Source organism: sulfur-oxidizing endosymbiont of Gigantopelta aegis (assembly GCF_016097415.1).
Lineage (GTDB): Bacteria > Pseudomonadota > Gammaproteobacteria > GRL18 > GRL18 > GRL18.
The window spans coordinates 2,928,896-2,942,393 of record NZ_JAEHGE010000001.1 but is presented as its reverse complement, the minus strand read 5'-3'; the positions used below and the strand labels follow the sequence as shown (position 1 = coordinate 2,942,393).

The 13,498-nt window shown below is 37.5% G+C and carries 18 protein-coding genes and 1 pseudogene; 18 read left to right on the top strand and 1 reads right to left on the bottom strand.

Annotation, left to right across the window (positions count from 1 at the left end):
- The first annotated feature begins 27 nt into the window (after positions 1–27).
- The 10 genes from JEU79_RS14925 to JEU79_RS14880 all read left to right on the top strand — a co-directional run bounded on the left by JEU79_RS14925 (position 28) and on the right by JEU79_RS14880 (position 7,949).
- The gene (locus JEU79_RS14925; RefSeq protein WP_214660587.1) at positions 28–633 is read left to right on the top strand and encodes a hypothetical protein; all 606 of its coding nucleotides are present in this window, start codon (positions 28–30) and stop codon (positions 631–633) included.
- 262 nt (positions 634–895) lie between these two features.
- Entirely contained in the window at positions 896–1,642 is a 747-nt protein-coding gene (locus JEU79_RS14920) for a PilZ domain-containing protein (RefSeq protein WP_214660586.1), read from the top strand.
- Positions 1,643–1,730: 88 nt separating this feature from the next.
- Positions 1,731–2,018 (top strand): hypothetical protein, encoded by a 288-nt coding sequence (locus tag JEU79_RS14915; protein ID WP_198264738.1) that lies wholly within the window; start codon positions 1,731–1,733, stop codon positions 2,016–2,018.
- A 136-nt stretch (positions 2,019–2,154) separates the two neighbouring features.
- Positions 2,155–3,174 (top strand): quinone-dependent dihydroorotate dehydrogenase, encoded by a 1,020-nt coding sequence (locus JEU79_RS14910; protein ID WP_198264737.1) that lies wholly within the window; start codon positions 2,155–2,157, stop codon positions 3,172–3,174.
- Positions 3,175–3,248: 74 nt separating this feature from the next.
- Positions 3,249–3,728: a DUF2846 domain-containing protein gene (locus JEU79_RS14905; RefSeq protein WP_198264736.1), complete on the top strand. Its 480-nt coding sequence runs from the start codon at positions 3,249–3,251 to the stop codon at positions 3,726–3,728.
- 3 nt (positions 3,729–3,731) lie between these two features.
- The gene (locus JEU79_RS14900) at positions 3,732–5,102 is read left to right on the top strand and encodes a M18 family aminopeptidase (RefSeq protein WP_198264735.1); all 1,371 of its coding nucleotides are present in this window, start codon (positions 3,732–3,734) and stop codon (positions 5,100–5,102) included.
- Between the two features lie 198 nt (positions 5,103–5,300).
- A complete protein-coding gene (locus JEU79_RS14895; RefSeq protein WP_214660585.1) occupies positions 5,301–6,326 on the top strand; it encodes a nucleoid-associated protein in 1,026 nt (341 codons plus the stop codon).
- Positions 6,327–6,343: 17 nt separating this feature from the next.
- On the top strand, positions 6,344–6,655 hold the full coding sequence (locus JEU79_RS14890) for a hypothetical protein (protein ID WP_198264733.1): 312 nt from the start codon (positions 6,344–6,346) through the stop codon (positions 6,653–6,655).
- A 498-nt stretch (positions 6,656–7,153) separates the two neighbouring features.
- The gene (locus JEU79_RS14885; protein WP_198264732.1) at positions 7,154–7,444 is read left to right on the top strand and encodes a hypothetical protein; all 291 of its coding nucleotides are present in this window, start codon (positions 7,154–7,156) and stop codon (positions 7,442–7,444) included.
- A 67-nt stretch (positions 7,445–7,511) separates the two neighbouring features.
- Entirely contained in the window at positions 7,512–7,949 is a 438-nt protein-coding gene (locus JEU79_RS14880) for a hypothetical protein (RefSeq protein WP_198264731.1), read from the top strand.
- A 280-nt stretch (positions 7,950–8,229) separates the two neighbouring features.
- Here the strand turns inward: JEU79_RS14880 and JEU79_RS14875 are convergent.
- Positions 8,230–9,375 (bottom strand): annotated as a pseudogene (locus tag JEU79_RS14875) (IS3 family transposase); the annotation flags it as partial.
- Positions 9,376–9,521: 146 nt separating this feature from the next.
- Here JEU79_RS14875 and JEU79_RS14870 point away from each other — a divergent pair.
- The 8 genes from JEU79_RS14870 (at position 9,522) to JEU79_RS14835 (ending at position 13,498) form a co-directional block, all read left to right on the top strand.
- Positions 9,522–10,154, top strand: a complete 633-nt coding sequence (locus JEU79_RS14870; protein WP_198264730.1) for a hypothetical protein — start codon at positions 9,522–9,524, stop codon at positions 10,152–10,154.
- Positions 10,118–10,435, top strand: a complete 318-nt coding sequence (locus JEU79_RS14865; RefSeq protein WP_198264729.1) for a hypothetical protein — start codon at positions 10,118–10,120, stop codon at positions 10,433–10,435. The genes JEU79_RS14870 and JEU79_RS14865 overlap by 37 nt, the downstream gene beginning before the upstream one ends.
- Before the next feature lies 1 nt (position 10,436).
- Positions 10,437–10,580, top strand: a complete 144-nt coding sequence (locus tag JEU79_RS14860; RefSeq protein WP_198264728.1) for a hypothetical protein — start codon at positions 10,437–10,439, stop codon at positions 10,578–10,580.
- A 225-nt stretch (positions 10,581–10,805) separates the two neighbouring features.
- Positions 10,806–11,054 (top strand): hypothetical protein, encoded by a 249-nt coding sequence (locus tag JEU79_RS14855; protein ID WP_198264727.1) that lies wholly within the window; start codon positions 10,806–10,808, stop codon positions 11,052–11,054.
- Between the two features lie 84 nt (positions 11,055–11,138).
- Positions 11,139–12,116 (top strand): IS1595 family transposase, encoded by a 978-nt coding sequence (locus tag JEU79_RS14850; RefSeq protein WP_198264726.1) that lies wholly within the window; start codon positions 11,139–11,141, stop codon positions 12,114–12,116.
- Positions 12,117–12,246: 130 nt separating this feature from the next.
- A complete protein-coding gene (locus tag JEU79_RS14845) occupies positions 12,247–12,630 on the top strand; it encodes a hypothetical protein (protein ID WP_198264725.1) in 384 nt (127 codons plus the stop codon).
- Entirely contained in the window at positions 12,618–13,004 is a 387-nt protein-coding gene (locus JEU79_RS14840; RefSeq protein ID WP_198264724.1) for a cupredoxin domain-containing protein, read from the top strand. Before JEU79_RS14845 ends, JEU79_RS14840 begins: the two co-directional genes overlap by 13 nt.
- Positions 12,971–13,498 (top strand): DNA methyltransferase family protein, encoded by a 528-nt coding sequence (locus tag JEU79_RS14835; protein WP_198264723.1) that lies wholly within the window; start codon positions 12,971–12,973, stop codon positions 13,496–13,498. Before JEU79_RS14840 ends, JEU79_RS14835 begins: the two co-directional genes overlap by 34 nt.

Sequence of the window (13,498 nt, the reverse complement as noted above, 5' to 3'; positions counted from 1 at the left end):
AGGATATTTTAAGAGGAATTATTGGCCATGCAATTACTGCCTATCATATCAAGCACACAAGCGACCGCTATAACCGCAGATAAAACGCCTAATCAGTCTAGCAAAGCAGTAGGAGCTGAACCATTTTGGGGCAAAGATGGCTTTAACTTCGCTGATGTTATCGACATGGTGAACCCTATGCAGCACATGCCTGTGATAGCAAAATATTATCGAGAACAAACCCAGGATGATGCCTCTGAAGGATCGCGCTTGGTCGGCGGCGCGTTATTTGGTGCTTTAATGGGCGGTGTAGCCGGTATTTTGACATCTATGGCCAATTCAGCGATACGACACGAGACTCAATATGATCTCGGTGAGCAGCTATTAATGGTTGCTGAGGAATCACTGGATGATATATGGGGTGATCAGGATGAAGCGCAGAAAAATAGCTTTGTGATGCAAAATATTTCTACACCAACAGCTTCGCCACGACTCGATTTTCAACAGGAAGAGAGCAATCCTTTTTTTGCTCAAATGTTTGATGAATACTCGAATGATGAGTGGCCATCCTATCGAGACTCTATTGCACAGACTGCCTCATCTCAACAGCAGATTGCCAATAAGTCACAAGTGCATGACTGGGGTGAGGTTTAAGTGATTTTCTAGGTTTAAACCTAAAATAATCAGTTGAATCGTAGCGAGAGCGACTTAGGTGCTGAAGATTAAGGGCTTTACAGGTTATTTTGGCTTTATTCGTAGTCACCCTACGGGTGAAGTCAAAATGTTCTGGAAAATCCTTAAGATTCAGTGCATAAGGCGGTCGCAGTAGGTTCAACTGATTTTTTTAGGTTAAACTAATAATTTTAGAACAACTGAATACACCGGCAAAATTTTGCCCTTTATAGGTTTTAAGCGTATGTCTTTTTTTAAATTTATGTCCAACAAAATGTTTCAGCAGGAAAGTGCTGAAAAAATTCTGGAAAAATTACTCAGGGATGAGTTTATCTATCAATTGAGACAGGATAGCACTTTGGAGTTGATATCTGCTTCAGGGGAACAACGGCTATCAACTGCAATCACTATGGATAGGAAGCGTAATAGTCTTATTATTGCGGAGAAAAGCGCTCAGGGACGGGTGATTTTAGAGGCGAATGATCCAGTGATGATTGTGACTCAGGCCAATAGTGATCATGAAGTATTTTCGTTTAATTCCAAAGTAAGCAATATTATTTTGGATGATGGTGATATTTTGTATGAAGTAAAAATTCCTAGGCGATTGGAAAAAGGCCAACGTCGTAAAGAGTTTCGCATGAATATTAACTCCCCCTCAGAAGTGCTTATTAATCATTCGGTGTACTCAGGACAGGTGAGCAATCTATCAACCAATGGTGTTTTGTTTACTGTAGAAGGTTATTGGCCTGAGCCTGCCTGCGAGGGAGATAATAATGCCATCGTATCCTGTCATATTGATATGGATTTTATGAACTTTAACTGTAATATTAATGTGCGTTATATTGATTTTGAGCCTTTTCCAGGGCGCAGAACTTTTATTGGTGGGCAATTAAAAAATCTACAGCCTTTGCACCAGCATCAACTCGATAATTTTTTAACCGCAGGGCAGCGGGTTTTACAACGTGAAAAGGCAGATCGCAGATTTGCTTGAGATGAATCAAGAGAGTTGCTTATTTTAATAATGACCTTGTGCTTATTATTGTTATAATATAGCTTTTAATAAGCTTCAGTGGGTCTCTATGAAACAAAGTATTTGGTTTTACGCATCACTTTTTCCCTTTTTTGTTGCTTTTATTGGTTTTAGCATGGCTTATTTGTCTTATACGCAGCAATGGGGTGGCGATGATAAAATTGCGACAGTGATTGCGGTGTTTTTCTGTGAAGTGGTAATGGTTGTTGCGGCTTTTGGCGCATTGACTTCAATGAAGCAGGAAAAAAATAGTACTACTACAAAAATTAAAGTAATGAATATTGTCGTTGCAATTTTTGCTTCTGCAAGCGGTATCTACCTCTTTTTATCTCAATAGCCCGCCTGCTTTGGGCAAAATTGAATGAGTGAAGACTGGATTTATCAGGTGTTATTTAGGATAATCACTGCTTTATTGGCAATCATTAGTAATTTCATGTTTGCTGTCAATTATCCAAAGGCTTCTGAGCACATTCATGTCATTTATTTATCCTCTGATCCGGCGTTTTTTCTTCAGTATTGATGCTGAAAAAGCACATCTATTGGGCTTAAAAGCAATTAAGCTCGTCCATTCATTAAAATTATCCTCCTTTATCTTTGGCCAGCCTATTGTGGCACCCAAAACAGTCATGGGTCTGACTTTCTCCAACTCTGTTGGACTGGCGGCGGGATTGGATAAAAATGGTGATTATATTGATGGCCTAGTGGCTGTGGGCTTCGGTTTTATTGAGATAGGTACTGTGACTCCCAGACCTCAGCCTGGCAATCCCGCACCACGTTTATTTCGTATCCCTGAAGCACAGGCAATTGTCAACCGCATGGGCTTTAATAATAAGGGTGTGGAACATTTAGTTGAACAGGTAAAGCACTCTCAGGCTGAGACAATTATTGGTATTAATATTGGTAAAAATTTTTCTACGCCGGTTGAATCGGCAGCGGATGATTACAAAATTGCCTTGCAAAAAGTTTATGACTTAGCCGATTACATCACCATTAATATTTCTTCTCCGAATACGCCGGGCTTACGCAGTTTACAATTTGGTGACGAATTGAAACACCTTTTGTCGGTGCTTAAAGCAGAACAAGATGTACTCGCTAAAAAGACTAAGAAGTATGTGCCTTTAGCAGTAAAAATTGCCCCTGACATGGAAGACAATGATATAAAAGCCATTGCTGAATTGTTATTAGCATTAGAAATTGATGCCGTGATTGCTACGAATACGACCATTTCCCGTGATGCCGTCACAGGATTGCCTAATGCTGATGAGCAGGGTGGATTGAGCGGTGTGCCGGTGTTTCAGCAATCGACTCATGTGGTGAAAGTTTTATCTGACTGTCTACAGGGACAGATTCCCATCATCGCCGCTGGAGGCATTTTTTCAGCTCAGGATGCTCAGGATAAAATTGCTGCTGGGGCAGAATTAGTACAGATTTACACCGGGTTTATTTATCAGGGGCATGAGCTGATCCGAGATTGTGCTAAGACACTTAAATAGGCTTCTGCAAAGACAAGCTATTGAGTTTGCAATGGGAAGTTTACTGAACAGTTAAAAAAGGAATATTTAGAACAATGAACAATATGATACGTTTAATCATTATTACAGCTCTATTATCAATTTTAAGTGCTTGCGCTTCGGTTGATTACTCACAAAAGAAGGTTTTTCCTGAAGCTAAGGCTGATCAGGCTTTGATTTATTTTTATCGCACACCGGGTTTTATTGGCTCGACGTATCGCTTTAATGTCTCTGAAGGTGATAATGTTGTCGGGGCGATGGCGCAGGACAGCTATTTTTATCTATTTACTGAGGCTGGAGAACATACTTATCAAGTGGCGGATCAATATGAACAGCAGGGTAGCTCAATTAAAATGACTGTCGAAGCGGGAAAGACTTATTATGTACGAGTTGATGTTGAATACAAAGCCCTAGGTGGTTCGCCTATTTTTACTGAGGTGAAAGCCTCAGAAGCAAAAAAACTATTAGCTTCACGTAAATATGTAGTACCGGCAAAAAATCGTTCCGCCACTTATAATGTTCATACTGAGCAATAAAATATGAGTGATGTCAGAGCTGTTGATCATATTGACCCAATTGAATTAGACAATTTTAATCAGGATTTATTTGCTTTTCTTGATGCCTCACCCACGCCCTATCATGTGGTGAAAAATCAGATAGCCTTATTAGAATCCTATGGCTTTGAAGGGCTTTGTGAAGCAGATGCTTGGCAATTAGAAAAAGGTAAACGCTATTATGTAACACGCAATGGTTCATCGCTTATTGCTTTTGTTTATGGGCATGATGAGCTGTTAAACAGTGGCGTGCGAATGTTAGGTGCGCATACCGATAGCCCTTGCTTAAAAGTAAAACCCAATGCAGAGATTGTGGCACAGTCGTATTTGAAGTTGGGCGTTGAAGTCTATGGTGGGGTATTATTAAACCCCTGGTTTGATCGTGACTTGTCTTTGGCAGGCAAAATTGTTTATCGTGATGATAAACAAGTGATGAAATCCTTACTCATTAATTTTGATAAACCTATCGCTACGATTCCTAGTTTGGCGATTCATCTGGATCGCGAAGCCAATAAGAATCGAAGCATTAATGCACAAACAGATATTCCTCCTGTGTTGATGGTCTTGGCACAGTCTGATTCAAGCACGGCAAATAAAAAATCATCAAAAGATTTGCTGGATAATATTCTCATGGAGCAGATTAAACGGCAATATGATGACTTGAAAATAGCACAGATTTTAGATTTCGAACTAAGCTTTTTTGACTATCAAAAAGCTGCTTATGTCGGCTTAAATGATGATTTTATTGCCAGTAGTCGTCTGGATAACTTACTCAGTTGTTTTGCCGGTACTTATGCCTTAATGCGAGCGGATACTCAGGGAAGCAGTTTATTAGTCTGTAGTGACCATGAAGAAGTGGGCAGTGCTTCGACCTCAGGGGCGCAGGGTACTTTTCTAAAATCTGTACTGGAACGCTTGGCGGGCTCGGCTGAATCCTTGACCCGCATGGTTGACCAATCAATGATGATTTCTGCGGACAATGCCCATGCGATTCATCCAAATTTTTCAGATAAGCACGATGCCAATCATGGCCCGTTGATTAATCAGGGACCGGTGATCAAAGTCAATGCCAATCAACGCTATGCCTCTAATTGCGAAACCGGCGCGGTATTTAAAGTGCTGGCTGAAAGTGCCGATGTGCCCACTCAAAGTTTTGTGGTACGCACGGATATGGGCTGTGGTAGTACCATAGGACCTATTGCAGCCACTGAAATAGGGGTGAAAACCTTGGATGTGGGCGTTCCTACGTTTGCCATGCATTCGATTAGAGAATTGTGTGGCAATAAAGACACCTGGTATTTGTATTCAGTATTACAGCACTTTTTTGACTTTTCAAAACGTATTGAGATTCAATAAACGGGATTGCTCAACCTGCTTTACATTTCAAATGTAGGATGTGGTGAGGAACGAACCGCATCAAAGGCTTTAAACAAATATTTTTGATGTGGTTCGTTCCTCACCACATCCTACAAGTGTAAAGATAAATGGGCTTATTGGGTCAGTTCCCAATAAACGATGCTTTTACCTCTTTTTCATGATGAGTAGTTTTAGATAATGATTATAAAAAATATTGTTGTACATTTAATTGATAAACAGGTGGATGCTGGACCCTCCACCTTATCCTTAAGCGAGCATGGACTTGAGCCATCAAAGACGCTTGAAGGCTTTCTGGAAGACTTGAATAAGATTTATAATGCTAAGCCTAGCAAGGTGTTTGGTCGTTTTGTTGAAACTCATGATAATGATGCATCGGCAGACGAAGCCGTTAATAGTAATAAGAATTTACTCAGTGGTTATCTTGACGAACAAATTAATTTTATTGAATACACTCAGCAATCAATGAATTTGTTAAAACATTATATTGATCAAGCCAGCAAGGCAACAGGTGGCTATATTGTTTTTGTCCATTATACGCTGTTCGGTAGTGACTTTATGATGGTGGTGATGTTAAACAATGTGGCAGGTATTGCAATCAATGATGAGTTAGGAATAAATGCTGTTGATTATCTGGACATTAATAAATTACACCTTGCTGCACGTGTTGATTTAAGTTTATGGCAGGAAGCACCTGATTCGGATCGTTATATTTCCATGATCAAGGGCATCGAAAGCAACAAATTATCTGAATATTTTTGTAAATTTATTGGTAGTGATGAAACTATTAATTCGAAGAAAGAAACCAGTGAATTACTCAGTGCTGTGAATCAATTTTGTGATGATCATATTCAGGATGAAGAAGAAAAATCACAGTTTAAACAAAAATCAGCTGATTTTTGTTTAGAGCAGGCCGATAAAGGTCAAAATGTGGTACTAAAAGATTTTTCTGGCTATGTTGCTGATAGTGCCGTAGATGATTTTATGAATTATATCAAAAGCGAGCAATATGAGCTGAACAATGAAATATCCCCCAATAAAACCGTTATTCGACGCTTTAATAAAATTAGCGGTCGTAATCAACAAGTCAGCATTACCATTAATGAAGAAGCACTGGGCAATACGGTGATTTATGATGCCGAAAAAGAAACCCTGACTTTTTCTGATCTACCTGCTTCCCTAAAAGCACAGATATTAAACCGCTAACAAAGGCCTTATACCGTATGAAAAAACTCTCTCTGGATGATGTAACACGTTTAAATGTGTTGCTAGATGACACCTTACATCAAGCGAGCAAGGAACAATTGGCGACCTGTATTAAATTGTTAGGCACTTCATTGGCGCATTTAAAAATACAATATCAGGTTGATGAAGACAAAAACACTCAAAGTTTTTCGGGCTTTGTGAAGGAATTAGAAAATGATTCATTAAGTGATGAATTTAATGAATTAGCGGCTAAAACTATCGTCGAATGCGCCACTGCGATGGCTGTTTCCAAAGGCGCTAATAGTGAGCCTTCAGATAATGAAGAATAAGTATCATGGGGGTATAGTCGAGCCTATTGGAACTGTATCACATTTTCAAAAAATACTTGTTTGTGGTACAAAAACAATCTCCTGTTAAACCGCTTGTCGCTATTGGGTTTATCGTGAAATGAATGCTTTTACCTGCCGTTATTCCTAGAAACACCTAGGGTTATCCTATTTGATTTGAAAATCTATATATGTTTTTATACTGTCAATTAAGGACAGTAAAGCTCAATCAATGTTTGTTGGCAGCAGAAAAAAAATTTGTTAGTAACAACAAGGGAATGTGTCGTTTTATTTTAAGGAATAAGTTTTGTCAATGTTGACTCGAGTTTATGGATGACTCAGATATAGGATAAATAATGTCGTTTTATTTATCTTCTTCTCTATTTTCTAACCATTCCATTTATTTTAACTTAAGTTTTTTAAAATACCGCATCAGTATCCCATCTATTTGAATTTTTCATGTTCTGTTATTGATACTAATAAATTATAAAAGATATAACGATGAAAAATAAATCGAATAACACCTTTTTAAAAATCGCCTTACCCATAGTCATGTTAGTTGTGGGCGTTGTTATTTCACAATTACTGGCTCACAACGAGCGTGAATTAATGCCCATGGATTTGGAGTCCCAACCACCCTTGGTTAGGGTTCTGGAAGTTTTTCCACAAGATGTCCGTTTGAATGTCAGAAGCCAGGGCAGTGTTAAAGCCAAATCAGAAATTGATTTAGTGGCAGAAATGCCTGGACGAGTTCTCAAAGTCACCCCATCATTTTCTCAAGCCGATAAATAAAGGTGTTGATAAATGCGATAAATTAAGCTATTATTCTTGTAAAATCAACATTTAAGGGGATATCTAAATGGATAAAATATCTTCTGATATAAAACAACCAAGAATTCCAGTTGAAATTAACGATATTCAGGTTAATTTTTGCAAAAATCCATTGTGCCAAAATTATGGTGTTCCTGCCAGCACAGAAAGCCAAGTTAAACTCCATAAATCACAAAAAGACTGCTACAAATTATCAAGTGGTAGTCGAAAGCCAGTTACTAAACTGATTTGCAAGTCTTGTAATGAGTTATTCCCAGTTAAGAGCAATCAAGGAATTTGGGATGAATTACAGCGAATTGAAGAATATTTAAAAGAAACTCCAGAGGTGTCATGCCCTGATAATTCATGTAAAAATAATCTCATTAGTATTAAGTTAGGAAAAGAATTTTACCAGTCTTTTGGGAAAACAAAATCAGGTTCTAGTCGTTATCGATGCAAGTCTTGTAAGAAAACATTTTCAGTTTGATGTGTCAACACTTTTCCGGACAGTAAGAAAATTTTTTTGGCTCATTTTTGTCATTTGTGTATTTCCTATCATTTTAGTTTCTCATGTTAACTTTAAACAGATGAAGAGAAAGGGCTTTGCCCTCTGGAAACGATAGAGCCGTTCCATTCACCCAAGGTATTTTCACAACGGTAATGATCCTGTTACAATATCTTCACGGCACACAGGCTGAGGAGCCGATGGCCGTCAACGGTAATGGGCGGCATTTATGTCGCCTTTTACCCCTCTTCAATCAATCGATTTAAGCTATTTCCTGCTGTATTTCATAATCGACTGGTGACAAATAATCATTAGCCGAATGAAGTCGCTCCCGATTATAAAATACCTCAATATATTCAAATATTGCCTGCTTTGCTTCTACTCTGGTTTTGAATCGACAATGGTGCGTCAATTCAGTTTTCAAACTATGAAAGAAGCTCTCTGATACAGCATTGTCCCAGCAATTTCCTTTGCGGCTCATAGACTGAATTATGTTATGATCCGACAATATTTTTCTATGACTATCAGAGGCATATTGGCTACCTCGGTCAGTATGCCAAAGCAATCCATCCATTGGTTTACGCTTCCATATGGCCATCAGTAAAGCATCATTGACTAGCTTGGCTTTCATTCGCTCATCCATCGACCAGCCAACAATTTGCCTAGAGAATAAGTCAATGACAACCGCTAAATATAACCAGCCTTCCTTGGTGGCAATATAGGTAATATCACCCACATAGTAGCGATCAGGTTGAGAGACAGTAAACTCTCTTTCCAGTAAATTTGGAGATATACGCTTATTATGCTTGGAATTAGTCGTCGCTTTAAAGCGTCTCTTCGTTTTACAAAACAAACCGGCTTTTTTCATTAATCGACCAATTCTCCGGCGGCTTATATGAACGCCTTTTTCAGCCAGTTTTCTTTTAAGACGACGGGTTCCATAAGTCTTGCGACTGTCTTCAAACAGTTTTTTAGCTGCTCAGTAAGCGCTTCATTTTCTTTCTCTCTATCCGTTTTAGGAGAGCTAACCCAATCATAATAGCAACTACGGGAAACATCCATAAAACGGCACAGAATCGTTACCGGGTAATCTTTAGCCTGATCAGTTATCCATGCGTACTTCACAAAGTTTCCCTTGCAAAGTACGCTGTGGCCTTTTTAATAAATCACGCTCCTGAATCACTTTTGCCAATTCTTTTTTCAGACGTTTTACTTCATCATAAATGTGTTCATCACTTCTATTGGCTACCGTCTTCACCGGTTTGGAATATTTACTGATCCAGGTATGTAGAGTATTTACATTAACACCTAGCTCCCTGGCAGTCTGAGAAACGGGTTGATCCGTCTCATTAGCTAATTTGACAGCTGATTCTTTAAATTCTGATGTATAGCTTTTATTCGGTTTTTTTTTGTTTGATCATTCATTTTAGGTCACACTTTTTATCTTTTAGTTATTTTAAGTTGTGTGTCCGGTTAAGTATAGCCACATTAGTTAAACAATCTACAACTGGTCAAAAACAGCCTCATAAAAACAATCTTATTTTCAAACTTCTAATGAATAAATCCCCTTTAAGGCGAATCTGTGAAGTTGCTGATGTTGGTATGGCGACTGTTTATGCAAAAATTGATTTTCTGCATAAACAGTGCATGACCTTTGTATCAGAAAGAGAACAGAGGTTAATTAAAAGCAATATAAAGCGACTTTATGTTAGCGTGGATAGACAGGAATATATTGTTAATTGGACAAGACGAGAAGATAAACGAAATATTAAACTTTCAGCAATCGGTAGTGCTGACAATGAAACGGGCTACGTATTTCAAATGAATTTAAACTATGATCCTTGTATTAGCCCTATTGAAATAGAAGAAAATGCTTTATCTGTTAATGATTATAATGCCCAATACGCCTATCGAAAACATGCAAGATTCTGGTTGAATGGTGATTATAAAGAGAGTGTGAAAAATTCAAGATCCAAAAAGACAAATGGATCATCTTTAAGTGCCGATATATCAGCAACATACAAGGATGCAATTTCTCGTGATGATATAGAAGAATCAGAAGCTCTCTATCAAGTACAAAAATTGCCTCAAATGGAATGCAGATCCATTCTGAATATACGATGTATGGACATTTCTTTTTTATACATAAATTGTTCAGTGGTGTTGAAAAAATCAGATTCTTTTTAGATCAAGATTCTGGAATGAGAGCAACCTGCTTAACAGCTTTCCATAACGAAATAAAAAATAGAAGCTGTGATGCTTTTTATGTTCGAATAACAAAGGATTTAACTGTTGATGAAAAGCGGAGAACTTTAAATGATTCCAGGAACTATTTTTCAGATCAGCAAAAAGAACACCCTGATTTATCAAAAAATAAAATAAAATTAAAAATAATAAAAGATCGATTAGAAAACATGCAGGAAATTGGAAACTGGAAAGATAAATGGCTTTTTACACCCTTTTCCTAATATGTCTGAACCAGAAAAAGCGATTTGTTATCTTACTGATTATGGTGACTATGATGAAGACCATCAGGCATGGTTATATAACAAAGCCTCCATGCATGGGATTGATAATTTTTTATGCAGGTTAGACGTAGATTATCATTATTAGAGCGAGCTATTTCATCTGCCAGCAGTTCTGGCAGAAGGTGGTATGGGTATTCTGCTTACAACCCAAAGAACATTGTTAAGTTACTCGATATATTCCGAGTTTATTATAATTATTGTATTGCAGGAAAAGAGAAAAAAAACACCCGCTATGCGTTTAGGTCTGGCAAAAGGCATTGTTAGTCCAGAAGACATCATTTATTTTTCACCTAATTAACTATGAGCCATTATGAATAAAACAATTTTCAAACAACTTAAGAAAGACAAAGGTAACTGGCTCAATGAAACAGAAGTACGCCAGGGATGGATAAAGATTATTGGTGATGCTTTAAATATTCCTTTTCAAATGGAGAGGCAAAGAGTTGATGCCAGTTATAACAGAGTTATTATTGAATTTAAGGATAAGGGCTTATTTAATGGCAGTACTTCCAGTTCTGCATTTAAAAATGCGGTGTTTGATCGCTTAAAAAATACTTGATTACCCACAAAGCTCCGCCATATTTCGATAATTATACTATAATTATACTATAATTAAAGTATAGATTATGTGTGGAGTAGAATGATGTCAAAAAATAAAATTCAGTTTCAAGAAGGTTATAGTTTATTTGAGCTTTTTAATGATTATGGCACTGACAAACAGTGCCGACAAGCCTTATTTAAATGGAAATTTCCTGATGGATTTGTTTGCCCAGAGTGTGGCAATAAGACTTATTGCACTCTAGAACATCGCCATCTTTATCAGTGCCACCATTGTCATCATCAGACATCAGCAACCTGTGGGACAATATTTGATAGTACCAAACTGCCTTTATCTAAGTGGTTTTTAGCGATTCATCTTATGACTCAATTGAAGACAGCGGTTTCAGCATTAGAATTAAAGAGACAGCTTAAGGTAAGCTACAATACAGCCTGGAGTATGAAACAAAAGATCATGCAGGTTATGAAAGAACGTGATGACAGTAAACCTTTATCAGGCATCATTCAAATTGATGATGCCTACTGGGGTGGTGAGCACAGAGGCGGCTCCAGAGGTCGTGGTTCAGAAAATAAAACACCGTTCGTTGCAGCCGTTTCTACTAATGAAGATGGACACCCGATTGCAATGAATTTAAATGTGCTTAAAGGGTTTAAATCCAGTGAAATAAAACGATGGGCACAAACTCATTTAACACCTGGAAGTACTGTTTACTCAGATGGGTTAAATTGTTTTCCTGCGGTTAAAGAAGCTGACTGTAAGCATGTTCCAATCGTCACGGGTGGTGGTGCGGCAAGTGTTGATAAAATTGAGTTTATCTGGGTTAACACTATGATAGGTAATATTAAAAACTCTATGAAGGGAAGCTATCATTCCATTAACTCAAAACATTTACCTCGGTATCTTGCTGAATTTTGTTATCGGTTTAATAGACGCTTTAACTTAAAAGACATGATGCCAAGGTTTTTATGCGTGGCGATGAAAACGCCACCTATGAATGGAAAGCTCCTAAAAATGGCGGACTTTATGGGTAATCAAGAAAAAATATATCCCGACTCGTGCTAAACTCGAATCCCTCGACAATGAGGATTATATTGGAATAGTTACCGATGCAGAGCATATTGCATTTGCACGGTACAGCCGAGGAAAAATAGTTCATGATGCATTATTACCATTAAGTGAATCCAGTGTATCTTTGATAGTTAAGGCTCTGACTGATTGTAAATGGGTTCCTGTTACATCAGAAAATCTAATCACTGATTTTGGTCATAGTTCTGATGCTGGCTGTAATATGTTACAGGCTTTATCTGACGCATTATCAGAGCGACTGGAAAAGAAAAATAATAATAAAATAAAAATGATCTTTGAAGAGTGGAAAGCTCTTTATGGACAAACATCAAATCTTTCCATCAGCCAAGTGAATGGGATTCTTGATAATATTGATTTCAAGTCAATTTCTCTGAACAAAAAAAAGTCTGAAGAATTGAAGATCCCTGTTGCACTTTTTGTCATACATACTTACAACTCTCTTTTGATAAAAATTCTTGGTGCAGAAGTTGTTGCCGAATGCATGCACTAACCACTTATAAAGGATTTATCAGAGAAACAGTCAGCCTTGATGGTCAATTATTAATTGACCGAATGGAATATGAAATTGAACAGGGTAATTTCTTTTCTGGTGCTGGAATAAATGGGTTTGGAGAAGAAGTTATTTTCAGTTGGTATCTTGATGTTGCAAGATTGAAACAACATCAAGCCAAAATAATTGATGGATTAAAAGGTATTTTGCTTTCATTCTCCATGTATAGAGCGGATAAATTAACTTCCGCACGTTCAAAAGATGTTCTTAAGTCGTTTTATCAAGATCTCGTGCCAAATGAGCTACGAAAAGTCTGGGTGAAGTTTATACACCAGAATGGTTGGTTGAAGTCACTCTGGATAGAATCAATGTAAAAAATTTTTTAACTCAACGATTTCTTGATCCAACATGTGGTTCAGCTTCTTTCTTACTGGCTTTAATCAGGAAAATAAAAATACAAGCAACAGATGATGGGTGGGGTGATTTAGAAGTGTTAAAACACATCATAAACAATGTCTGGGGCTTTGATTTAAATCCTTTAGCAGTCCAGACTGCCCGAGTGAATATATTAATCGCTATTTCTGATTTATTAGACAATAACAAAGGAACAGATATAGAAATACCGATTCTTTTAGCGGATGCAGTGTATTCCCCAGCTCGAAATCCTAAAAAAGATGAATTGATTGTCTCTTATAAAATTGGTAGTGAAGTAGCCGATCTTGAAATTTTATTGCCTTCAGAATTGGCTTTTGATAGAAGTCGTTTAGATTCCGTATTTTTACTAATGGATAATTTAGTTTCAAAAAGTACTCAGTGGCGTGAGACAGAAAAAAAAATTAATACAAAAAAAATTAATTACATCCAATGA

Excerpts from the sequence above, each read along its gene's own strand:
- JEU79_RS14900 (WP_198264735.1), top strand. The coding sequence starts at position 3,732 with ATGAGTGATGTCAGAGCTGTTGATCATATTGACCCAATTGAATTAGAC.
- JEU79_RS14925 (WP_214660587.1), top strand. The coding sequence starts at position 28 with ATGCAATTACTGCCTATCATATCAAGCACACAAGCGACCGCTATAACC.
- JEU79_RS14860 (WP_198264728.1), top strand. The coding sequence starts at position 10,437 with ATGTCTGAACCAGAAAAAGCGATTTGTTATCTTACTGATTATGGTGAC.
- JEU79_RS14855 (WP_198264727.1), top strand. The coding sequence starts at position 10,806 with ATGAATAAAACAATTTTCAAACAACTTAAGAAAGACAAAGGTAACTGG.
- JEU79_RS14840 (WP_198264724.1), top strand. The coding sequence starts at position 12,618 with ATGCATGCACTAACCACTTATAAAGGATTTATCAGAGAAACAGTCAGC.
- JEU79_RS14915 (WP_198264738.1), top strand. The coding sequence starts at position 1,731 with ATGAAACAAAGTATTTGGTTTTACGCATCACTTTTTCCCTTTTTTGTT.
- JEU79_RS14880 (WP_198264731.1), top strand. The coding sequence starts at position 7,512 with ATGGATAAAATATCTTCTGATATAAAACAACCAAGAATTCCAGTTGAA.
- JEU79_RS14905 (WP_198264736.1), top strand. The coding sequence starts at position 3,249 with ATGAACAATATGATACGTTTAATCATTATTACAGCTCTATTATCAATT.
- JEU79_RS14895 (WP_214660585.1), top strand. The coding sequence starts at position 5,301 with ATGATTATAAAAAATATTGTTGTACATTTAATTGATAAACAGGTGGAT.
- JEU79_RS14890 (WP_198264733.1), top strand. The coding sequence starts at position 6,344 with ATGAAAAAACTCTCTCTGGATGATGTAACACGTTTAAATGTGTTGCTA.
- JEU79_RS14850 (WP_198264726.1), top strand. The coding sequence starts at position 11,139 with ATGTCAAAAAATAAAATTCAGTTTCAAGAAGGTTATAGTTTATTTGAG.
- JEU79_RS14920 (WP_214660586.1), top strand. The coding sequence starts at position 896 with ATGTCTTTTTTTAAATTTATGTCCAACAAAATGTTTCAGCAGGAAAGT.
- JEU79_RS14910 (WP_198264737.1), top strand. The coding sequence starts at position 2,155 with ATGTCATTTATTTATCCTCTGATCCGGCGTTTTTTCTTCAGTATTGAT.
- JEU79_RS14885 (WP_198264732.1), top strand. The coding sequence starts at position 7,154 with ATGAAAAATAAATCGAATAACACCTTTTTAAAAATCGCCTTACCCATA.
- JEU79_RS14870 (WP_198264730.1), top strand. The coding sequence starts at position 9,522 with ATGAATAAATCCCCTTTAAGGCGAATCTGTGAAGTTGCTGATGTTGGT.